This is a genomic window from Aurantibacter crassamenti (genome assembly GCF_016811105.1).
Lineage (GTDB): Bacteria > Bacteroidota > Bacteroidia > Flavobacteriales > Flavobacteriaceae > Aurantibacter_A > Aurantibacter_A crassamenti.
Genome location: NZ_JAFBGM010000001.1, coordinates 2383334 through 2405107 on the forward strand (window position 1 = coordinate 2383334; position 21774 = coordinate 2405107).

Below are 21774 nucleotides of genomic sequence, written 5' to 3' on the forward strand. Positions count from 1 at the left end.
TTATTAATCAAACAAGACGTTTGTCAAAATAAATATCTCAAATCACATAGCTCAATAACAATTTAATTAAACCGCAACATCATATTCACGAAGTGCATCATTCAAGGATGTTTTTTTATTGGTACTTTCTTTTCTTGTTCCTATAATTAATGCACATGGTACTTGAAAATCTCCAGCTGGAAATTTTTTGGTATAACTACCAGGTATAACAACGGATCTTGCAGGTACTCTACCTTTCATTTCTACGGGTTCATTACCAGTAACGTCAATAATTTTGGTAGATGCCGTTAGTACAACATTCGCGCCAAGAACAGCTTCGCTTTCAACACGTACACCTTCAACAACTATGCAACGACTGCCGATAAAAGCATTGTCTTCAATAATAACCGGTGCCGCTTGTAATGGTTCTAATACACCACCGATACCAACACCGCCGCTCAAGTGAACATTTTTACCAATTTGAGCACAACTACCTACAGTTGCCCAAGTGTCAACCATAGTACCTTCATCTACATATGCGCCAATATTCACATAGCTAGGCATCAATATTGTACCAGCAGAAATATAAGCACCATGTCTTGCGACAGCATGTGGTACAACACGTATTCCTTTTTCTTTATATCCGCGCTTTAACGGAATTTTATCGTGGTATTCGAAAATACCGACTTCTAAAGTTTCCATTTTTTGAATAGGAAAATAAAGAACTACACCTTTTTTAACCCATTCGTTTATTTGCCATCCATTTTCAGTTGGTTCAGCACAACGCAATTCACCAGCATCTAAAAGGTCAATTACCGATCTAATAGCATCTTGGGTTGCAGTTTCTTTTAAAAGTTCTCTGTTGTCCCAGGCTTTTTCTATAGTTTGTTTTAATTCTGTCATCTTAAATGTAATTCTGTTTTTGATAATTTTAAAAAGGCTTCTAATAGTTTTGCCTTGATTTTTAACAAAATTTCAATATACGTACTATTAATATGCATTAGAAACAATGTTCAAGATGGCAAATATACACGCTCAAAGATGAATTCGTTAACCAAATTTATACATATAACATATTAAGGGTTATTTTTGCTGAAAATTTCAGTTTAATAGTAATTTGAACGAAATTGATGATTCAGAATATTAAATAGCTTTGTTTGGGTAGAATTATAGCCTTGGATTACGGAAGGAAAAGAACAGGCATTGCAGTTACAGATGAGTTGCAACTAATTGCCTCAGGCTTAACAACAGTTCTTACAAAAGAGTTGTTGCAGTTTCTAGAAAGCTATATTCAAAAAGAAACGGTTGAACAAATAGTAATAGGCGAGCCTAAGCAAATGAATAATGAGCCCTCTGAATCTGAGGTTGAAATAAAATCTTTTATTGAAAAGTTAACTAAGAAATTACCCAAAATTCCTATTATACGTCAAGATGAACGATTCACTTCAAAAATGGCGATGTCTTCAATGATTGCAGGCGGAATGGGTAAAAAGAAAAGACAAAATAAAGCCTTAGTAGATGAAATAAGTGCAACACTTATTTTGCAGGCGTATTTAAATAGAATGTAGATGATGTTACCTATTGTTGCTTATGGCGATCCTGTTTTGAAAAAAGAATGCAAAGAGATCGATAAGAATTATCCGAATTTAGCAGGGCTAATTGAAAATATGTGGGAGACCATGTATAATGCAAGTGGTGTAGGTTTAGCCGCTCCGCAAATAGGAATTGCTATTCGCCTTTTTATTGTTGATACTAGTGCTTTTGCAGATGATGACAGTCTAAGCGAAGAAGAACAAAAAGCATTATCTGGCTTTAAGAAAGTTTTTATTAATGCGGTAATTGAAGAAGAATTTGGAGAAGATTTCACCTTCAATGAAGGTTGCCTTAGTATTCCAGATGTACGTGAAGATGTGACAAGAAAAGATACCATAACTATTTCTTATTTGGATGAAAATTTTAAAGCAAAAACAGAAACTTATGATGGCCTTCGTGCTCGTGTAATTCAACATGAATACGATCATATAGAAGGAATATTATTTACTGATAAATTATCTTCATTAAAAAAACGCTTATTAAAAAAGCGTTTGACCAACATTTCTAAAGGAAATATCAATATTGATTATCGCATGAAATTTCCTGCTATGAAAAAAGGACGTTAAAACAGTTTTTAATTCGCTAGATATGTTACATATTTGCCTGCCTGAAAAAAGTAAGGTTAGGCCAGAAATAAAGAATAAATGAGTTTAGATAAAATTTTGTCGATTGCCGGTAAACCCGGATTATATAAGTTGATTACACAAACCCGTGCTGGTTTTGTAGCAGAATCATTACTAGATGGTAAAAGGATCACAGTCGGTCTTCGAAATAATGTGAGTGTACTTTCTGAAATAGCTATATATACTTTAGAAGAAGAATTGCCTTTACGCGAGGTCTTTCTTAAAATTCAAGTAAAAGAAAAAGGTGGTAAAACTGCAATTCCGCATAAATCAGACAAACTAAAACTAGAAGAATATTTCTTTGAAGTGTTGCCTAACTATGATGAAGATCGCGTTTATTCTAGCGATATTAAAAAGGTAGTACAATGGTATAATATTCTTCATGAAAATGGAATTACTGATTTTTCAGATAAAGGTGAAGAGGAAGGTTCTGAAGAAGAATAATATTTAAAATATCAAGCAAATAAAAAGCCTAACACTACTGTTAGGCTTTTTTATTCTACAATTTATATTGAAGTTTTAGTCCTTTTTAATTTCTTCAAAGGTATTTTTACTCTTCTTCCAATCAATTAAAGGTGAAGGATAATATTGCACATTCATGCGCTCTAAATATGGTGCTTGATTTGCTAAACGTACTTTATAGTTTTCCCAATTTCGATTTTCTTCTGTAGACCAACTTAATTCAGAATAACCAATTGCACGCGGAAATGCTAAATATTCAGCTTCACTGATATCACTAATAGTTTCGGACCACAACGGAGCTTCAACACCTAAAATATTCTCTAAAGGAATACCATCATATGCTTCTGGTGACCATACGTAGGCAGAATCTGTAGGTATGTAAGCAGCCCAATGCAAACCAAATTTAGATTCGGTATCATACTCCATATCTAAATATGCTTTTTTTGCTGGTGACATTATAATCTTCATTCCTTTCTTAACAGCAATTTCAGCATTTTCTTTAGACCCCCAGTATTGCGCAATTGAAGTTGAATCTACGTTGGCAGTAGCTAATTCATCCCAGCCAATCGGAATCTTATTATACTGCTTAACAATATCAACAACCTTATCCATAAAATAGATATAATCTTTCTTTTTTGTAACATGACTTTCATCACCACCAACATGAAAATAGGGGCCAGGTGACAATTCAGTTATTTCACGAACTACATCATTAATAAAGGCATATACAGTATCTTTTCTTGTATCAAAAGTGCTGAAGCCAACATGTGTACCTTCATATAATTTAGGAGTTTTACCGTTTCCGTTAAGAAAAGGATATGATACTGAGGCAGCATTTGTATGCCCAGGCATATCAACCTCAGGCACTATGGTAATATGATGTTCTGCTGCGTAGGCAACAATTTCTTTGTATTCTTCTTGCGTATAAAATCCACCGCTTTCACCACCAACTTCGGTGCTACCACCAACCTCTGTTAATTTAGGCCATGATTTAATTTCTATTCGCCAACCTTGATCATCAGTTAAATGCAAATGCAAAACATTGTATTTGTAGTAGGCGAGTATATCTATATACTTTTTTACTTCTTCAACACTGAAAAAGTGACGCGCAACATCAAGCATACTACCTCTGTATTCGAAATTAGGACTGTCTACAATTTTACCAGTAGGAATCGTCCAAACAGGATATTCAGCTAAGGTATCAGAACTAACCTCAGGTATTAATTGTCTAAGTGTTTGAATGCCTCTAAAAGCACCTGCAGCTGAGTTTGAATTTAAAATAACAGAATCAGAAGTAATGTAAATTTGGTATGCTTCAGGAGTTTCTAATTCTAGACTATCACTTTGATTAATATAAATAACGCCTTCTCTTCCGGGTATCTCATCGACATTTACTTGTACATCAAGATCTGTTTTTGCCTTAATTTTTTTTGCTAAAAACTGACCAACTTCTTCATAACCTGTTGCATTTTGAGAAGTATAAATCGCAGTGAATTTATCTAAAGCAAATCCGCCGTTGGTGGGAATCATTTGTAACGGCTTTGGTATGAGATTTTCAGCAGCTAAATTAGTATCAGGAAAATTTAAAACTCGTTTCTTTTTTTCTTGCGTGCATGATATAATTGTAGTTGTCAAACAGCAAGTCAAGAATAATTTGATAAGTACTGATTTCATAAAATATGTAAAAGTTTAGTTTGTGATTTTATTGGTAGCTAAGGTAAGTGGTTTTTAATAACTTCATACCAAAGATTATAGCCTTTAGCATTCATATGTAGACCATCTTCAATAAATATATCTTGTAGTACATTTTTTTTGTAAATCATTGGTTTCCATACATCGGCAAAGTCAGTAAGTGGGTCTTTTCTACTTAATTTTTTGAATTTTCGATTTAATTTTTTGTAGTCTCTTTTTAAGTTCCATCGCGAAATACTTGGCTTAGCAGCTATTAAAACTACTTGAGTATTTGGGTTTTTTAGGCGTATTTTATTAATAATTTCTGTTGTAGTTGCAATAATTTCTTTGGATGTTTTTTTTGCTGAAATATCATTATCGCCTTCGTAAATAAATACTTTTTTAGGTTTGTAATTTAATACAAGCTGGTCTAGGTAAACTAATAAATCACTTGCTTGAGATCCTCCAAAACCAGAGTTTACAATTTGATTTTTCGGAAATCTACTAGATAAGTCTTTCCACATACGTATACTTGAACTTCCTGTAAAAACGTATGTTTCTTTTGAAGAATCTAAAAGAGTATCATATTTTTTTTGGATTGCAGCTACATCACTTGCAAATCGTGTAGCATCTTGGCCATAAGTGGTACATCCTATTAAAACAAACAAAATAATTAAGTACTTCATAGTTATAGTCTAAATAAAATAAGGGTGATAAAGTTAGCGCGTTGAATTTTAAATATTGTTGAAACCTATTAAATACCAACAGCCATATAGACTGCAGCAGCTAGGAGACCTCCGCAAATAGGTCCAGCTACTGGTATCCATGCATACCACCAGGCACTTTCACCTTTATTAGCAATAGGTAGAATTGCATGCATAATTCGAGGGCCCAAATCACGTGCTGGGTTAATAGCATAACCTGTAGTGCCGCCTAGGCTCATACCAATCGCCAAGACCAATAAAGCTACAGGAAGTGCGTCTAAAGAGCCAAGTTTAATGTTGTCCTCACCAACAGTACCACCGGCAATATAAAATATGGCTAAAATGAATGCAAAGGTTGCTATTAACTCACTTAAGAAATTCCAAAAAGCGTTTTTTATAGCAGGTGTGGTTGCGAACGTACTTAGAATTGCACTTGGGTCTTCACTCGTTTCATATTGTTTCTTATAGCTTAGCCATACTAATGTAGTCCCAGTCATTGCGCCTAAAATTTGGGCGATAATATAGCCAGGTGCTAACCCCCATCCAAATTTTCCTGCAGTTGCAAGAGCAATTGTTACGGCTGGGTTTAGGTGTGCTCCACTAGTATCAGCTGCTACAAATACACCAACAAAAACTGCCATTGCCCAGCCAATTGTAATTCCCACCCAACCAGCTGTATTCCCATAGGTGTTTTTTAAGTTAACATTGGCTACAATACCATTACCTAAAAGGATAAGCATTGCAGTACCAATAAATTCAAAAAGATAAGCTGTCATAATTTCGTAGTTGGTTTGATTATTAGGTTTAAATACTGTTTTTAAAGGTATTTAAAAAGATGCTAGAATGGCACTATTAATTTCATAAAAAATATTAGAACTCAAGATATCTAATTTTAGTTAAATCGTTGTGAAATGCAGTGGTATCGATAAAATATCGTTTTTTGAGGGTATTTTTTAGTGAAGAATTACATAACTTAGAGCTAAGATGTGTAGAACAACTTTGTTCTTACATTGGTTAAAAATCATTAGCATTAAAAAAATCAAAAACAATGAGTGATTTAAGTGAAAAATTAGCAAAATTAAAGGCAACTGCGGTTAGCCAGTTGTCTGAATGCGGCGTTTCTAATATCGATAATGATATTTTAGATGGATACGTAAACAGTTTGAAATCAATGGTAGATAATAAAGATGCTACTTTAGTTTCTGGAACTGATACCTCAGAACTTGAAACAGTTAGAAGAAATTTTGTAGAGAAAAAATTAGGTGTAACTGACAAAGAAAAAGCGATGGGTGCAATTAATAGTGTTGCCGGTAAGATGTCCGGTATTCGAATGAAAAGTCGTCCTGCATTTTACTATTTGGTAAAAGAAGAATTAGGATAGTCTTTCTAGATTCACCTAAGAACGATAGGGTTAAAGCTTTCTATTAAATAGAAGGCTTTTTTGCTTTTTGTACACAACGTTAAATTATTCTTTTAAACCTCTTGACATATCTTATAGTATTGATATCTAAGCAATGTAATATGCATACTATAAGGTAATACGTCTCTTTTCTACTACTTTTAAATACACTGTTTTCAACTGAAATTACACTTTATCGATATTAATTTAACTTAAAAGAGCCGTTCATCTATACATCGGAGTAAAATGCTGATGAACGAATACGTTAATCGATTAACAGGTAGTTTGTCTAGTAAATATAGTATCTCGCAACAATTCAATCTCATATCTGTTATTAATAGAGATCCTATTACGCCCTAAAAAACAATCTACTTATGAAGACGCCTCAATTCAAATTCAAAACATTTCTCCTTGCTTTTTCGATCATGGTTTTAACGATGTCATGTAATAAGAGTACTGATTTAATTTCCGATTATATCATTGCAGAAACACCTGAGGCACATCAGAACACTGATTTAGCAATGGTAAATTTGGATGTTATTGCAGGCGAAGAAGTATTTGTTAAATGCATTAACTAGTAATGGAATTAGTACTGACATTGAAGCTGCTATATTTGTAGAATTGTCAAGTAGAAAAGTTATATAGTTGTAAGTAGAATTATGAAATAAATCTACTGAGGAAAAAGAAAATTATAGCTTTAAAAAAGAGCTGCTAAAGCATTAATAAATATTATACATAGAAAATAGTACTACTCAATAAAAAGCAGAACAAAGATATCTTTGTTCTGCTTTTTTTATAATTAAAGTATTCTAAATACTACAATGTATTAAACACCAAACTGTGTAAGGTGGTGATCCAAATGTTTAGAGAATAATGTATTCCACTCTTTGTCTGTTAACTCTCCAAAAGCAGGATTGTCAAGTCCGTTAAAATGCGCAGCGCCCAGTTGCTGTGTTTTATTTAAATGTTTTATCAATCGATTCTTTTCTAATTCAAAATCTTTTTCAGTTGTCATTTTAAAAATTGGCGATGTCATCGTATTCTTTTTATACGGTTTAGGCCCTACAACCGTATTTTTCACGAATAACTTAACCATAAATTTTGCGAATGCATTTGGTTTCGGGTGTTTGTCTGTATATGCTATTTCGTAAGCAACATTACAATGGGCCATCATTTGTGCCACGGTCATTTTACCCCATTGCCCTTTAGTTTCAGGAGTAAGGTTATTTATACGTTCAATGGCATTAGCAGTTTCTTTTTCGTCAAATAGATTTTTCCAGCTCATGTTTGGTAATGGTTTAAATGTTTATAATTTTCTTTTAAATACTATACAGGTTATTTTAAAGACGTTTACATTCGATTATTTAGGACAAAATTTCACTAATTATTTTGCGATACCATTCACTGCCATTTCTAGAGTGTAAACAGAATCCATTGCAGTGATGAATAATATATTCTGCTTAGGCCCACCAAAAGTCACATTGGCTGTCCATTTTTCTGGTACAGAAATATGATTAATTTGTTTTCCAGTTTTATCAAAAACTGTTACACCATCACCAGTTAAATAAACATTTTCTTGACTATCTATTGTCATTCCGTCTGAACCGAGTTCAGTAAAAAGCTTTCTGTTGGTAAGACTTCCATCCTCATTAATAGTAAAAGAGTAGGTTTTTTTGTCACCAATATCAGCAATATATAAGGTTTTACCATCCGCTGTACCAACAATGCCATTGGGCATAACAAAATTTTCAGCAACAATTTTCACTTCCTTATTTTGTGGATTAACGTAGTAAACTCTTCTGGCATTTATTTCTGGTTCTGTATAATCCCACCAAGGTCTTTTATAAAAAGGGTCTGTAAAATAAATACCACCTTTAGTATCTACCCAAAGATCATTAGGGCCACCTAATTTTTTACCTTCAAAATTATCTACCAAAACAGTAACATTTTTTTCAGAATCTATTTGCCACAGTTCGTTTTTATTATCAGCGCAAGAAAGCAAATTGCCCTTAGCATCAAAATAAAGACCATTTGAACGGCCAGATGGTGTCATCCAATCAGAAACTGTATTATCTGCAGCATTCCATTTAACAATACGATCATTAGGTTGATCGGTAAAATAGACATCTCCATTTTTAGCCACAGCTGGCCCTTCAGTAAACTCAAATTCCTCAGAAACTAAAGTGAGTTTAGCACCTTCAGTAATAATATTTTGTGCTTTACAAGAAGTAATTGAAAGTGCAAGTGCTGCGAACAGATATAAATGTTTCATTAGAGTCTTTTATAAATTAGCTAAATACGTCATATTTTCTTTCATACTTTCAAGCGGTGTACTTGCGTATTCTTCTTGTTCAATAAAAATATGTTTCACACCTGAGGCTTTTTTATTTTGCAACATACTTACAATATCTAAACCGCCTTTTCCGAATTCTGTACTTTCTTTTTCAGCCATATTCATGTCTTTTAAATGCCAAAGCGGAAAACGACCTGGGTACTTTTTAAAATAATTAAGCGGGTCTTTTTTTGCAACAATTACCCATCCCAAATCAAGTTCCATATGTACTAAGTCAGGATCAGTATTATCCATGAGAACATCATACAGCACTTCACCATTTTCTGATTCAAATTCGTATTCATGATTGTGATAACCAAATTTCAATCCAAGTTTTTTACAATCTTCACCCGCCTTATTAAAAGCTTCTGCAACACGTTTGTAATTATCAATAGTTTGGCCTTTACTCGGCAAAGAAGAACAAATTAAATAAGGTTGTCCCGCGGCAAGGGCTTCTTCCATAGTTTTTTGAAAGTTGTCATCTAAGGCAACATGACCACTTTTTAAGCTCATACCTAAATCTTCACAAGCCTTTTTCATATCGGCAGGTGAAAGTCCGTAATAATGACCTTTTGCGCTACGAGCGGATTCTATTTCTTTAATACCAATGTCAGCAATTTGTTTTAAAGTACCTAGAGCATCAGCAGCCATAGCATCCCTAAAAGTATATAATTGAACTCCGTATTTCTGTTGATTGACTGAGGCAAATCCGCAAGAGGGAAGCACTAAAGCGCCTGCAGTTGCTAGACCAGCATTTTTAATAAAGGTTCTACGTGTTGTCATATTTGATTTATTGCGACCAAGATGTTGGAACACGGTCCCAACGATGTGATCTTAATTCATTATATAATTCTTTTGAAATGCCTTGACCATCACTTGTAGCAGTATTGGCTAAAACGTTTCGTTCTTTACGCATGCCAGGTATAATGGTGCCCACATTTTTATTCATGGTTATAAATCGCAGCGCCATCTCAGCCATGGTCATATGCTCTGGTATAAGCGGTCTTAATTTATCTGCATGTTCTACACTCGGAATCAAATTTTCGGGCACAAAATAAGTGCCGCGCCAATCACCTTCAGGCCATGTGCTTTCTTTGGTGATATTTCCGGTAAGTGTACCTTCATCAAATGGAACACGCGCAATGGTCGCTATATCCATTTTTTCGCATAGCGGAAAAAGTTCATCTTCTGGTGCTTGGTCAAATATGTTGTAAATAACCTGAACCGAATCAATTAATCCAGTTTTTAAGGCGATAATTCCATTTGTAGGTTCCCAGCGGTTTACACTGATACCCATTGCAGCTATTTTGCCAGAAGCTTTTAAATCTTCAATTGCTCGCTGCCATTCTTCACGATTGCTCCAGCCGTCATCCCACGTATGAAATTGCATTAAATCTATTTGCTCAAGATTTAAATTTTTGAGTGTTTTCTCAGTGTACTCAATAATATGAGCGGTAGGGTATGAGTCGTCAAAAGAATATTCTGGTTTTGCTGGCCATTGAAAATTCTTTGGTGGAATTTTACTCGCAGTATATATTTTTTTATTTGGATGTCGTCTAACTAATTGTCCTAATAACTCTTCACTATGTCCTTCTCCATATCCCCATGCAGTATCAAAAAAGTTGACACCATTTTCAACAGCCAAGTCTAATGATTTTGCAGATTGTGCATCGTCAGATTCTGTCCATCCGGCCATACCCCACATTCCGTATCCAATTTCACTTACTTGCCAGTTTGTTCTTCCGAACCTTCTATATTTCATATAATTTTAGTCTATTTTTTATGATGTCCTTTTTCGTAATGTTTCTTTAAAGTATCTTCTCCGTAATCGTTGGTCGGATCTCGAACAACAGTATGTACATGATTTGAATCTGTTTGTGTGTTGTCATATTCGATTATTAAAACTGGACCTTGAATACACCAGTAATTCGGGGTTCCTGGTTCTAAACTTCCTGCCCAAGAGAATGATAAATTTTCAATTCCGGCCTTTTTTATTTTCGCACGATATTCTTCCGAAAAATTCTTTTCATAATTGTTCATGTACAAATCGAGCAATTCATTAAAAGTATCTTTTTGATCAGCTGTGAAGTCGTTATAAAAAATTCCTTTTTGCTCAAAGTTTTCAACCTTTCGAATGGTGGTGGTAATAATTTCTTCGGGTGCTATATCAGCGAACTTTGCTTTTTTCAATTGTGCTGACGATAGTGAATTCACTAATTTGAAACTCAAAGCGGTTTCCTTTTTAAGTACCTCTTTTTCTTTGTGCCCTGTTATTTTAATCAGGCCTGGGTTAGTGCCGAAAAAAATAGGAGTTGCAGAGGTGATTTTACCATCTGTTGAAGTGAAATTTAGCGAAAGATGATGTCCTTCGAATTTCCATCCCCATGGGGTTCCAGAAGCAGGGTCACCAAAAATTAAGAAGTGATAATTTAATGGGTCTCTTCGTGGTCTACCATCTGGCATTATATCATTGTCGTCGTCTTCTATAATACGAAGCACCTTTTCAAGTGACATTATATCTTTTGATTTTCGATAACCTTCTTCACTCAATGAAGATTTAAGTAAATCAATTGCTGCTGCTTTTTGAGTTTCATTAAAGTCATGAAAACGAGGTCCTTTCCTCGAAATTGGTACATATTTCATATTATACCGTTCTTCGTCATCCAAAGAAAATGATGCTTTTGAGCGTAAATCATCAGATAGTGATTCTAAAAATGTAGTTGCTTTTTCCGATAAGTTTTGTGCTGAGAGATTAATTGTAATTAAAAAAATAGCAATAAAAGCTATTGGTAGTCGAGTTTTCATTTGTTGATTTTGGTTAATTAATGGTAGTTTATATAAAATTATTTTCAATTTTGAACGACCTCTAAAGTAGTAAATAATACGGACACTGTCTGTTTCTGTATTTGTACTTTTGCTCAAACGCTTTAAAATGAACAGTAGAAAAGAACAATTAGTAGCCTTCGATAGCTTATTAACTATAATGGATGAGCTGCGTGAGCAATGCCCATGGGACAAAAAACAAACCATGCAAAGTTTACGACATCTAACTATAGAAGAAACGTATGAATTGGGTGATGCCATTTTAGATAATGATTTAGAGGAGGTGAAAAAAGAGCTTGGTGATGTATTATTGCACATTATTTTCTATGCGAAAATCGGGTCTGAAACAAATGATTTTGATATTGCGGATGTAGCAAATAACATATGTGATAAATTAATTAATAGGCACCCACATATTTATGGTGATGTGACAGTAAATGATGAAGAGGATGTTAAGCGAAATTGGGAGCAAATTAAATTGAAGGAAGGTAAGAAAAGTGTCTTAGAAGGTGTTCCCCGAGGTTTGCCTTCACTTGTAAAAGCGAATAGAATACAAGACAAAGTGGCTGGTGTTGGTTTTGATTGGGAAGAACCTGAGCAAGTGTTTGAGAAATTGCAAGAAGAACTTCAAGAGTTTACTGATGAAGTAAAAGTTGGAAACACAGAGAAAATGGAAGCAGAGTTTGGCGACGTTATGTTTTCAATGGTCAACTATGCACGTTTTTTAAAAATAAATCCGGAAAATGCATTAGAGCGCACGAATAAAAAATTCATTAAGCGATTTCAATTTTTAGAGGCAAAAGCAAAAGAGTTAAATAAAACATTAAGTGAAATGAGCCTACAAGAAATGGATGTGTATTGGGAAGAGTCTAAGAAAAATGATTAGTAAAAATTGTAGGTTAGTATTATAAAAGGATACATGTTTTTATAGTTAAATAACAATTAACTTCGCGGCTCTAAATTCTATTTTTTTGCAACAATATTTTAAAGAATTCAAATACAATTTAAAATTAGCTTATCCTGTAATTTTAGGGTTAATAGGTCACACCTTGGTACAGTTTGCTGATAATGTGATGGTAGGGCAATTAGGCACAGCTGAACTTGCAGCTGTTTCTCTGGGTAGTAGTTTTGTATTTATAGGAATGTCATTTGGCATTGGTTTTTCAACAGCAATTACGCCATTAGTTGCGGAAGCAGATGGTGCAGGAAAAAAAGGGGAAGCAAAGAGTGCATTTAAGCATGGCTTAATTTTATGCACATTAATAGGTTTGTCACTTTTTGGAGTGATTATACTTTGTAAGCCAGTGTTGTATTATATGAATCAACCGCCCGAAGTGGTTGACCTTGCAATGCCGTATCTAGATTTGGTGGCATTATCATTAGTGCCTCTAGTTATTTTTCAGGCTTTTAAACAGTTTTCAGAAGGTCTTTCTCAAACCAAGTACCCAATGTACGCTGCGGTTATTGCCAATATTTTGAATATAATTCTAAACTACCTATTGATTTTTGGCACCTTTGGTTTTCCAAAAATGGGTATAATTGGTGCTGCAATTGGTACGTTGGTTTCACGAATTGTAATGATTTTATTCATATGGTTAATGCTTAAAAATAAAAAGAGATTTCATGACTACGTTACCGGTTTCAATTTTAAGAAGATTGAAAAGAGAGTAATGAAGAAAATTATTAATCTTGGTTTCCCTTCGGCTTTACAAATGTTTTTTGAGGTTGTTATTTTCACGGCTGCTATATGGTTGAGTGGCGTATTGGGTAAAAATCCTCAAGCGGCCAACCAAATAGCCTTGAATTTGGCGAGTATGACTTTTATGGTAGGCATGGGTTTAAGTGTTGCGGCAATGATTCGTGTGGGTAATCAAAAGGGTCTTGGTAATTTTAAAGAATTAAGGCGAATTGCTTTTTCTATATTTTTACTAACATTCATTTTAGAGGTTATTTTTGCTATTTTATTTCTGATTGGTAAAAATTGGTTTCCAACCTTATACTTAGATCAGAGTGATTTAGAAAATTTAGCAGATAATACAGAAGTGATTGCTTTAACAGCACAATTACTATTAGTAGCTGCGGTGTTTCAAATTTCAGATGGAATTCAGGTAGTAGTCTTAGGGGCTTTACGTGGATTACAAGATGTGAAAATTCCAACGTGGATTACCCTTTTTGCCTACTGGGGAATAGGTTTTCCGTTGTGCTATTATTTAGGTTTACACACTGAACTTGCAAGTGTTGGAATATGGATAGGACTTTTATCGGGCCTGACAGCATCTGCTATTATGTTGTATATTCGATTCAATTATTTGACTAAAAAATTAATTTTAGAATAGGTTTCTGAAAACATTTTATGTGGTCATTGGTTATTATTTTTAAAATATTTTAAATGGACTTACCGAAATATATATTAGGCGATAACACTGATTTTCCGAACGCAATTTATATTGTACATACAGAGTATCCTCGATTTATAATAAATCTTGAGAATGATGAAGTTGAATGGTTTGAAGAATTTTCTAAGGAAGATGAGGCTGACTTAAAAGAGGAAATGCAATCGTTAATAGATGGTGCAACCGATTTTTATGATAGGGAAGTTGCACGCTATGAAGATTAAATTGTCATATGGAATCTATTCTGCAATTAGATAAAGAGTTTTTTCTATTTCTCAATAGCCTTGGAAATACAACTTGGGATGGCTTTTGGGTTTTTGTTACCCACAAATGGAATTCAATTCCTATTTACTTTTTATTACTGTTTTTTTCTTATCGTCAGTTTGGTATAAAAAATACGATCTATGTTCTAATTGCAGTTGCGCTCATGATACTTTGCGTTGATCAGTTGGCTAATTTTTTTAAATACGGATTTCAACGCCTACGCCCATGTTTTGATACAGATGTAAATGTGTTAATGCGTCAAGTTCAAGATTCATGTGAGCATAGAGGGCTATATGGTTATTATTCAGCTCATGCAGCAAATTCTTATGCTATTGCAATTTTCTTTTCTTTAATATTGAAAAAGAATCGATTGCCTATGGCAATCTTTATCTTATTATGGGCTTCATTAGTTGCATACAGTAGAATATATATTGGAGTGCATTTTCCATTTGATGTAATTACAGGAATGTTTTTCGGTACTTTATTCGGATGGATATTTGCAAAATTGTTACTTTCTGTTCAAGCCAAATTGGCTAGATGAAATTGCTTTAATCTGTATGTTTCTTGGCTAGGTTTAAGAGTTTTTCTGCCGCATTAAAAGGTGAAGTTCTACCCTGTGAAACCTTTTTCAATTGATTCTCTAGTTCACTTTGAATAGCTTTATCTTGATAAAAATTTTCAATTAAGCGGTTTTCAATAGTTTGAATTAACCAAAATTTATTTTGCTCATTTCTGTGTTCATCAAAGTAGCCAGATTCACGATTGTTTTTAATGTAGTTGGTTATCATTGTCCATATTTCTTGAATACCAGAATTCTCTATCGCTGAACAAGCTATTACTTTTGTTACCCATCCATTTTCTTTAGCAGGGTTTAAGTGTAAGGCTCTAGTGAATTCTTTTACGGCCATATTTGCTGCGGTTATATTATTGCCATCAGCTTTATTTATTACTACTGCATCTGCCAATTCAAGAATACCTCTTTTTATACCTTGAAGTTCATCGCCAGCGCCGCTCAATTTTAGCACCAGAAAAAAATCGACCATATTATGAACAGCAACTTCACTTTGACCCACGCCAACAGTTTCAACTAAAATAATGTCATACCCAGCTGCTTCACAGATTATTATAGCTTCTTTTGTTTTTTGTGCAACTCCACCTAAAGATTCGCCAGCAGGCGATGGTCTGATAAAAGCATTTGGGTCTAGTGACAACTGTTGCATTCTTGTTTTATCTCCTAGAATGCTTCCCTTGTTTTTTGTGCTAGTGGGGTCAACCGCTAGAACGGCAACTTTATTTCCTAAGACCGTAAGGTTTTTTCCTAAGGTCTCAATAAAGGTGCTTTTACCAACCCCTGGTACACCAGTAATGCCTACCCTTATTGAAGAAGATTTGATTGTAAGACAGCGTTCAATTAAATCTTGAGCAGCAATTCTATGGTTTTGGTTGTTACTTTCTGCTAAAGTAATCGCCCGACCTAGTGCCGTTTTTTCGTTAATTTTAATACCTTCAAAAAGATTTTCTACGGGAATCTTAGCTTTTCGAATAGCTTTGATTTCCGAAATTCTCAAATCGCTTTTATTGCTGTCAATACTCAAAATTACTTATTGATTGGTACAACTATTTGGGTGTCATCCCACGAAAGTATAAGGTTTAATTGCTTTGAATTTTCAAAATCAATGGTGAAATTTTCTACAGGTTCAGATAATTTTTTAACTGGAATTTCTACTCGAATAAAATCAGCTGCCTCATCACGGGTTGTTTCTTTTCCTCCACTTAAAACGGTTACACCCCAATCAGGAATTTCTTCATTGAACATAACTTTCCATGATTGTTCGCCTGGTATTGTCCAAAGTGAATAAGTACCCGCATTTAGTTTTTTGTCAATAATTTTAATATCTGTTTTTGTGGTGAAGGTTGTGGGCTCATTAGCACCGGTTCTCCATACAAGGTCATACGGTACAAGCTCACCAAAAATCACACGCCCTTTTTTTGAAGGACTTGAATATTTAACTTCAAGATCTAATCCGTTTTGTTGAAAACTACTGATTTTTTCAGGGCTATGTTTTTTCGTTTGTTGTTGCATATATGGCATACCAACAAATAGAACTAATAATATTACTACCACTAAGGCCGCTAACCATTTAAAAATTTTCATATTTCTTTTCTTTAGATTTTCTATAAAATTACTAAACCATTTTCACAACTAGCATTTAATTTTAATTACCCAAGATTTCACATAATTTTAATACTGAATTTTCGTAATTTGATCATGTAAGTATTATAATGAGTCAAATAAAATAAAGATTATATGAAAACTATTTTTAAAACAAAAGCAACAAATAAAGGTGGAAGATCAGGTCATGTAAAATCTGAAGAAGGGCCAATAGATTTTGGAATTGAAATGCCTGATGCAGATGGTAATGCAGACAATGAAAAAACAAATCCGGAACAATTATTTGCTGCAGCATATGCCACCTGTTTTGCAGGAGCCATTGAGGCAATTGCACCAAGTCACGGGGTAAAAGATTTAGGTGATTTTAGTGTAACTGCTACTATTTCATTCAATAAAGAAGAAGAAGGTTTTTTTCTTGGAGCGGTTTTAGACGCTTACTTGCCAACTGTAGATAAGAAAAAAGGCGAAGATTTAGTAAATGCTGCACATGAAATTTGCCCATACAGTAAAGCGACTAGAGATAATATTACAGTAAAATTGAATTTGCTACTAGATGAATAGTAATTTTTTAAGATAATGAATGAAACCCTGTATTTTTTCAAATACGGGGTTTTTATATTAAATCAAATTTGAATTTACTTTTGTTTGAATAGTTCTCACCAGGCCTAAGAATGCTATTTGGAAAATGCTTCTTATTTGGAGCATCCGGAAAATTTTGAGTCTCAAAACATATTCCAGAAAAATGCGAAGGCGTGTACACAACAACACCCGGTTGATTTGTAGAAACTTCCATAGAAATTCCCGATTTTTTTGAATATAAATTGGCGACCATTTGGCTATTTAGACCGACCGTAAATGTCGTGTCAAGTTTCTTATCAGCAATAGGTTTTACATCCAAAAAATTATAATCAGTGCCCTTTACTGGCAACAATTTTCCGGTAGGTAATAAATTATCTTGCGTTTCTAAATAATCAGGGCAATTCAATTTTAAATAATGTTGGTCAATGCTTTTAGCGTCATCAAGTTTAAAATAAGAATGATTCGTAAGATTTACTACGGTGGTTCTATCGGTTACAGCACTATAAGTTATATACAGTGCATTGTTTATCAATTTGTATGTGACAGTGGTTTTTAAATTTCCCGGATAACCTTCTTCTAAATGTTTGCTTAAATAAGATAATGTCACTTCAGGCTCATTACCGTAATCAACAGATTCAAATTTCCAATATTTTTTATGAAACCCTTCTTTTCCACCATGCAGATGTACACCATGCTGAACAAAAAGATCAAATTTTTCACGATCTAGTTCAAAACTAGCATTAGAAATTCTTCCGGCATATCTGCCAATTGAGGCTCCTAAACATGAAGTGTCCTCTAAATAATTAGCAGCAAAATCATAACCAACAACTGCATTGGTTGATTTTCCAAACTTATCCTTAACCAGCAACTTTTGAATACGAGCGCCATAGTCGAGAACGATTAGTGTAATAAAAGGCGTGCTTATTGTAACTTGTTTCAATCTATTTTATTTAAGGCAACATAAAAATAAATGTTTTTTGCAACAACCTGATTTTTTAATCGTCTTTAAGAAAACAATAACAATAATTAGTACTCGAAACCAACCGAATGTTTCAAATTGATTTGGTAGAAAGGTGTAAAGCCAACGATCGTAAAGCCCAATTAAAACTATATAAGCAGTATTGTGATGCTATGTTTTATGTTGCTTTAGGTTTATTGAAAAATAATGATGATGCTGAAGATGTTGTTCAAGAGTCTTTTATAAAAGCCTTTCAAAAAATAGAACAGTATAGTGGTGAGGTTACTTTTGGTGCTTGGCTTAAGAGAATTGTTATTAATAGAAGTCTTGATTTTATTAAAGCTAAGAAAGAGATTCGTGTTGAAATGGACGAGACACATTTAAAGATTGTAGAAGATGAAGATTGGTCTGTACCTGATGCCGTAACTGTACATGAAGTGAAGAATAAGATGGATGAGTTGCCAGAAAAATATAAATATGTGGTCAGACTATTTTTGGTTGAAGGATATGACCATTCAGAAATTGCGCAAATATTGAATCTTTCTGAGTCGGCCTGTAGAACACGTTTATTACGTGGAAAAGGCTATTTAAGAGCATTATTAAAATAGTTTAAATATGTCAAAAGATTTAAGAGAGATTTTTAAGAATGATCATTCAGAAACAACAGATAAAATGCGTTCAGGTCATGAAAAACGTTTTTTAGAGCGCTTAGAGAATGAACTTCCGATAGCTAAAAAAGCTACTTTTTTACTTTGGAAAGTGGCAGCTTCGATTGTAATACTAGTTGGGACAACTTTTTTCTTTATCAATAAAAATGAAGCAAATTCAGTAGATACTAAGGTAGTAGAAAAGGGTGATCCAATTAAAAAGGATGGAGTATACTCGTTAGGAGATTTATCACCTGATTTAAAGCAAGTAGAGAATTATTATGTTTCAACTATCAATCTTGAAATTTCAAAATTAGAATTAACAGAAGATAATAAAGATTTGATTGATAGTTATTTAAATCAATTAGAGGTGTTAAATGTGGATTATGAAAAATTAAATATTGAACTGAATGAAATTGGCCCAAATGATCAAACAATAAACGCATTAATTGAAAATTTACAGTTGCGATTACAACTATTAAAAAGATTAAAAATTAAGTTAAACGAATTAAAATCATCAAAAAATGAACAAGTCAATATTTTATAAAATCACGACCTTACTCTTATGTTTCATCAGCCTAGGAGTATATGGTCAAAATCAAAGTAAGACGTATAAAGAGTCTTTTAATGTTAGCAATGATGCGGTAATAGAAATCAATACAAGTCATGCTGATATTGAATTTGAAACTTGGGGTAAAAATGAAGTTGTTATTGAAGCTACTATCGAATTATCTGAGATTTCAGAAGATGAGGCTGAACGATATTTTGAAAATAATCCCATAATGATTATGGGTAATAGCCAAAAAATAGAAGTAACCTCTGAAGGTAACATGGCATTTAATTCTAATTTATTTTCAAATCTCAATTTTCATTTTGAAATGCCAGAAATGCCTGAAGTATCAGAAATAATTGAGCTGATTGAGTTTGAAGAAATGCCACCATTACCAAATGCTAATTTTCATAAGTTTGATCATGAAGCTTATAAAAAGGATGGTGAAGTATACATGAAAAAATGGCAAAAAGAATTTTCCAAAGGCTTTGATAAGGATTATGAAAAGAAGATTGAAGAGTGGGGGAAACGAATGGAAGAACGTGCAGAAAGATTGCAGCAACGCCGTATTGAACATGCAGAAAGAATAGAGGCAAGAGCAGAGAGGTTGGAGGAACGAGCTGAGCAACGACAGGAGTTGCAAGAACAACGACAAGAATTACATGTTCAAAGAAATGAAAGAGCAAAACAAAGAGCAGAAATAAGCAGACAAAGGGGTTCAACTCAAAATATGTTTATTCACAATGACAGTATGAGTACTGGAAGTTCAAACATTTTTAACTTTAGAAAAAATAGAGGAGAAGGTAATTTTAAAATCAAAAAAACGATTAAAATTAAGATGCCTAAATCAGTTAAGTTGAAAATGAACATAAAGCATGGAGAAGTTAAGCTAGCTGAGAATACTAAGAACTTAAATGCCACCCTATCCCATGCAAGATTGCAAGCAAAAACTATAGATGGTGAGGATACTACGATTATTGCGTCTTACTCCCCAATAAGCGTTCAATACTGGAATGTGGGTGAATTAGAGTCCAATTATTCTGAGCAGGTTTTATTGAATGAAGTCGGAAACTTAAATTTAAATTCAACATCCTCAGAGATCACAATTAACCATTTGTTACAGTCGCTAAAAGCAACTAATAATTTCGGACCGATACACATCGAATCAATCTCTAATAATTTTAAAAATATAGATGTAGCACTTCAAAATGCTGAATTAATTTTGCAATTGCCGAATACTTCATTTAGTATAAATGTTAAAAGTGAAAATTCGAAATTAACTAAACCCAGCAGTTTGAGTTTAAGTAAAACTGAAAATAATGGAGTAGTTCAAAATAAAGGCCATCATTTAAATATGAATGATGACAAAAAAATTCAAATTACTTCAAAATACAGTGAAGTAATTTTACAATAATTAGCTGTTGAATATCCACATTCAAACACCAAGTGTAGTATTCCAATTTATTATTTCTTCTTTCTGCATAGCATCTAAAGCCATTTGAACTGCAATTGCAGTTTTAGCACCAGTATTTACATTTGAAGTAGGCATCTTGTTTTCTACTACATTATTTCGAAAATCAATTAAAGCTTGTTTACTAGGGTCTTCCTGGGTGACTTCAATTCGAGTGTCTTTTTCTTCATCCCAATTAACAGTTTCGTTAGAATCACCATCTACATTGACAAGTTCTTTATTATATTTTCCTTCGGGATAAAACCACGCTTTTTCATAGTCAAGAATAATAGTGCCTTTGTCTCCTATTACCTTTATTTTATAATCATCTTTTGCATTACAGTTGAGACATTTAAATTTAGCCTTAACTCCGTTAGGGTAGCTATATGTTAAATGGATGTTATCAAATATTTCTCTACCATCTTTCCAATAATCGTTACCACCAACTCCTATAACATTTTGTGGTACCGCATCTAACACCCAATTCACAAAGTCGATTTGATGCGAACACGGTCCGGCTGTAAGGCCCCCAGAAAATTCACGATACATCCTCCAATTAATTAAACGCTCTAAGCCAGGTTCTGAAACCGGTTTACGCCAATCACCATTTATGTTATATTGGCATTCAAAGGCTTTAATCTTGCCAATTTTACCGCTTTTAATTAATTCAACTACTTGCACATATAATTGGGAACTATGATATTGATGGCCCGTTTGAAAAATTCTATCTGAATCATTGACTTTTCCAATTAAATTAGAAATGCCTTCATAGCCTTTGGCCATAGTTTTTTCACAATAGACATGTTTAGCTGCTGCTAATGCATCTATTGCTATCTTTGAATGTGAGTTTAAGGGTGTTGCCACTAGTATGGCGTCAACATCAGCATAATCAAAAAGTTTACGATAATCCTTATATGCTTCTGGTGAACCATCAACATTTTGAATGGCTTTTTCTAATCTTGTTGGGATAATATCACAACAGGCTGTTACATTAAAATTTGGTATTTGATTGATAAATTGAATCAAACCAGTACCACGATTACCTATGCCGATAATACCAATATTCAGCGTATCGTTTGGACTTTCTTTAAAAACTTGTCCTAAAGCTAAATTAGAAGTGGTTAAAGCTACAGTGGCTAAACCACTTCTAATCATAAATTGCCTTCTTTTCATT

Annotated in this window: 26 protein-coding genes; 13 read left to right on the forward strand and 13 right to left on the reverse strand. The window is 33.6% G+C overall.

What is annotated here, in order from left to right; translation table 11 throughout:
- Positions 1-66: 66 nt before the first annotated feature.
- Positions 67-882, reverse strand: a complete 816-nt coding sequence (locus JQC67_RS09835; RefSeq protein ID WP_203252640.1) for a 2,3,4,5-tetrahydropyridine-2,6-dicarboxylate N-succinyltransferase — start codon at positions 880-882, stop codon at positions 67-69.
- A gap of 254 nt (positions 883-1136) precedes the next feature.
- Here JQC67_RS09835 and ruvX point away from each other — a divergent pair, with 254 nt between their 5' ends.
- The 3 genes from ruvX (at position 1137) to JQC67_RS09850 (ending at position 2639) form a co-directional block, all read left to right on the forward strand.
- Entirely contained in the window at positions 1137-1547 is a 411-nt protein-coding gene (gene ruvX / locus JQC67_RS09840; protein ID WP_203252641.1) for a Holliday junction resolvase RuvX, read from the forward strand.
- Positions 1548-2138, forward strand: a complete 591-nt coding sequence (gene def, locus JQC67_RS09845) for a peptide deformylase (protein WP_203252642.1) — start codon at positions 1548-1550, stop codon at positions 2136-2138.
- A 78-nt stretch (positions 2139-2216) separates the two neighbouring features.
- Entirely contained in the window at positions 2217-2639 is a 423-nt protein-coding gene (locus JQC67_RS09850) for a DUF5606 family protein (protein WP_203252643.1), read from the forward strand.
- Positions 2640-2714: 75 nt separating this feature from the next.
- On the opposite strand, the gene JQC67_RS09855 is transcribed toward JQC67_RS09850, so the two are convergent.
- The 3 genes from JQC67_RS09855 to JQC67_RS09865 all read right to left on the reverse strand — a co-directional run bounded on the left by JQC67_RS09855 (position 2715) and on the right by JQC67_RS09865 (position 5808).
- Positions 2715-4331: a family 20 glycosylhydrolase gene (locus JQC67_RS09855; RefSeq protein WP_203252644.1), complete on the reverse strand. Its 1617-nt coding sequence runs from the start codon at positions 4329-4331 to the stop codon at positions 2715-2717.
- Positions 4332-4369: 38 nt separating this feature from the next.
- Positions 4370-5014 carry an SGNH/GDSL hydrolase family protein gene (locus JQC67_RS09860; RefSeq protein ID WP_203252645.1) on the reverse strand — a complete coding sequence of 215 codons (645 nt, stop codon included), beginning with the start codon at positions 5012-5014 and terminating at the stop codon, positions 4370-4372.
- A gap of 68 nt (positions 5015-5082) precedes the next feature.
- The gene (locus JQC67_RS09865; protein WP_203252646.1) at positions 5083-5808 is read right to left on the reverse strand and encodes an MIP/aquaporin family protein; all 726 of its coding nucleotides are present in this window, start codon (positions 5806-5808) and stop codon (positions 5083-5085) included.
- A 272-nt stretch (positions 5809-6080) separates the two neighbouring features.
- Here JQC67_RS09865 and JQC67_RS09870 point away from each other — a divergent pair, with 272 nt between their 5' ends.
- Together JQC67_RS09870 and JQC67_RS09875 are read left to right on the forward strand one after the other, a co-directional pair.
- Positions 6081-6413 (forward strand): DUF2853 family protein, encoded by a 333-nt coding sequence (locus JQC67_RS09870; RefSeq protein WP_203252647.1) that lies wholly within the window; start codon positions 6081-6083, stop codon positions 6411-6413.
- Between the two features lie 392 nt (positions 6414-6805).
- Complete coding sequence (locus JQC67_RS09875) at positions 6806-7009, forward strand: hypothetical protein (RefSeq protein ID WP_203252648.1); 204 nt, start codon at positions 6806-6808, stop codon at positions 7007-7009.
- Positions 7010-7257: 248 nt separating this feature from the next.
- Here JQC67_RS09875 and JQC67_RS09880 read toward each other — a convergent pair whose 3' ends face one another.
- The 5 genes from JQC67_RS09880 to JQC67_RS09900 all read right to left on the reverse strand — a co-directional run bounded on the left by JQC67_RS09880 (position 7258) and on the right by JQC67_RS09900 (position 11568).
- The gene (locus tag JQC67_RS09880) at positions 7258-7716 is read right to left on the reverse strand and encodes a DUF1569 domain-containing protein (RefSeq protein WP_203252649.1); all 459 of its coding nucleotides are present in this window, start codon (positions 7714-7716) and stop codon (positions 7258-7260) included.
- Between the two features lie 99 nt (positions 7717-7815).
- A complete protein-coding gene (locus JQC67_RS09885) occupies positions 7816-8703 on the reverse strand; it encodes an SMP-30/gluconolactonase/LRE family protein (RefSeq protein ID WP_203252650.1) in 888 nt (295 codons plus the stop codon).
- A 9-nt stretch (positions 8704-8712) separates the two neighbouring features.
- Positions 8713-9546, reverse strand: coding sequence for a sugar phosphate isomerase/epimerase family protein (locus JQC67_RS09890; RefSeq protein ID WP_203252651.1), 834 nt, complete (start codon positions 9544-9546; stop codon positions 8713-8715).
- A 7-nt stretch (positions 9547-9553) separates the two neighbouring features.
- Positions 9554-10525 carry an aldo/keto reductase gene (locus tag JQC67_RS09895; protein ID WP_203252652.1) on the reverse strand — a complete coding sequence of 324 codons (972 nt, stop codon included), beginning with the start codon at positions 10523-10525 and terminating at the stop codon, positions 9554-9556.
- A gap of 11 nt (positions 10526-10536) precedes the next feature.
- Positions 10537-11568 (reverse strand): DUF3500 domain-containing protein, encoded by a 1032-nt coding sequence (locus JQC67_RS09900; RefSeq protein WP_203252653.1) that lies wholly within the window; start codon positions 11566-11568, stop codon positions 10537-10539.
- A 127-nt stretch (positions 11569-11695) separates the two neighbouring features.
- On the opposite strand from JQC67_RS09900, the gene mazG reads away from it, so the two are divergent.
- The 4 genes from mazG to JQC67_RS09920 all read left to right on the forward strand — a co-directional run bounded on the left by mazG (position 11696) and on the right by JQC67_RS09920 (position 14784).
- Positions 11696-12472, forward strand: a complete 777-nt coding sequence (gene mazG, locus JQC67_RS09905) for a nucleoside triphosphate pyrophosphohydrolase (protein WP_203252654.1) — start codon at positions 11696-11698, stop codon at positions 12470-12472.
- Between the two features lie 79 nt (positions 12473-12551).
- A complete protein-coding gene (locus JQC67_RS09910) occupies positions 12552-13922 on the forward strand; it encodes an MATE family efflux transporter (RefSeq protein ID WP_203253239.1) in 1371 nt (456 codons plus the stop codon).
- 53 nt (positions 13923-13975) lie between these two features.
- Complete coding sequence (locus JQC67_RS09915; protein WP_203252655.1) at positions 13976-14203, forward strand: hypothetical protein; 228 nt, start codon at positions 13976-13978, stop codon at positions 14201-14203.
- 8 nt (positions 14204-14211) lie between these two features.
- Complete coding sequence (locus JQC67_RS09920) at positions 14212-14784, forward strand: phosphatase PAP2 family protein (RefSeq protein ID WP_203252656.1); 573 nt, start codon at positions 14212-14214, stop codon at positions 14782-14784.
- Positions 14785-14791: 7 nt separating this feature from the next.
- On the opposite strand, the gene meaB is transcribed toward JQC67_RS09920, so the two are convergent.
- Positions 14792-15811 carry a methylmalonyl Co-A mutase-associated GTPase MeaB gene (gene meaB, locus JQC67_RS09925; RefSeq protein ID WP_238934560.1) on the reverse strand — a complete coding sequence of 340 codons (1020 nt, stop codon included), beginning with the start codon at positions 15809-15811 and terminating at the stop codon, positions 14792-14794.
- Positions 15812-15840: 29 nt separating this feature from the next.
- Positions 15841-16398 carry a DUF2911 domain-containing protein gene (locus JQC67_RS09930; protein ID WP_203252658.1) on the reverse strand — a complete coding sequence of 186 codons (558 nt, stop codon included), beginning with the start codon at positions 16396-16398 and terminating at the stop codon, positions 15841-15843.
- A 153-nt stretch (positions 16399-16551) separates the two neighbouring features.
- Between JQC67_RS09930 and JQC67_RS09935 the strand changes: the two genes are divergently transcribed.
- Positions 16552-16977: an Ohr family peroxiredoxin gene (locus tag JQC67_RS09935; RefSeq protein ID WP_203252659.1), complete on the forward strand. Its 426-nt coding sequence runs from the start codon at positions 16552-16554 to the stop codon at positions 16975-16977.
- 52 nt (positions 16978-17029) lie between these two features.
- Here JQC67_RS09935 and JQC67_RS09940 read toward each other — a convergent pair whose 3' ends face one another.
- Positions 17030-17935, reverse strand: a complete 906-nt coding sequence (locus JQC67_RS09940; protein WP_203252660.1) for an aldose epimerase family protein — start codon at positions 17933-17935, stop codon at positions 17030-17032.
- A gap of 107 nt (positions 17936-18042) precedes the next feature.
- Here JQC67_RS09940 and JQC67_RS09945 point away from each other — a divergent pair, with 107 nt between their 5' ends.
- The 3 genes from JQC67_RS09945 to JQC67_RS09955 are packed head-to-tail and all read left to right on the forward strand — an operon-like array spanning position 18043 to position 20564.
- Positions 18043-18561 (forward strand): RNA polymerase sigma factor, encoded by a 519-nt coding sequence (locus JQC67_RS09945; protein WP_203252661.1) that lies wholly within the window; start codon positions 18043-18045, stop codon positions 18559-18561.
- A gap of 7 nt (positions 18562-18568) precedes the next feature.
- Positions 18569-19147: a hypothetical protein gene (locus JQC67_RS09950; protein WP_203252662.1), complete on the forward strand. Its 579-nt coding sequence runs from the start codon at positions 18569-18571 to the stop codon at positions 19145-19147.
- Positions 19125-20564 (forward strand): hypothetical protein, encoded by a 1440-nt coding sequence (locus JQC67_RS09955; protein ID WP_203252663.1) that lies wholly within the window; start codon positions 19125-19127, stop codon positions 20562-20564. Before JQC67_RS09950 ends, JQC67_RS09955 begins: the two co-directional genes overlap by 23 nt.
- Positions 20565-20585: 21 nt before the next feature.
- Here JQC67_RS09955 and JQC67_RS09960 read toward each other — a convergent pair whose 3' ends face one another.
- The gene (locus tag JQC67_RS09960) at positions 20586-21773 is read right to left on the reverse strand and encodes a Gfo/Idh/MocA family protein (RefSeq protein WP_203252664.1); all 1188 of its coding nucleotides are present in this window, start codon (positions 21771-21773) and stop codon (positions 20586-20588) included.
- Position 21774: the final 1 nt, after the last annotated feature.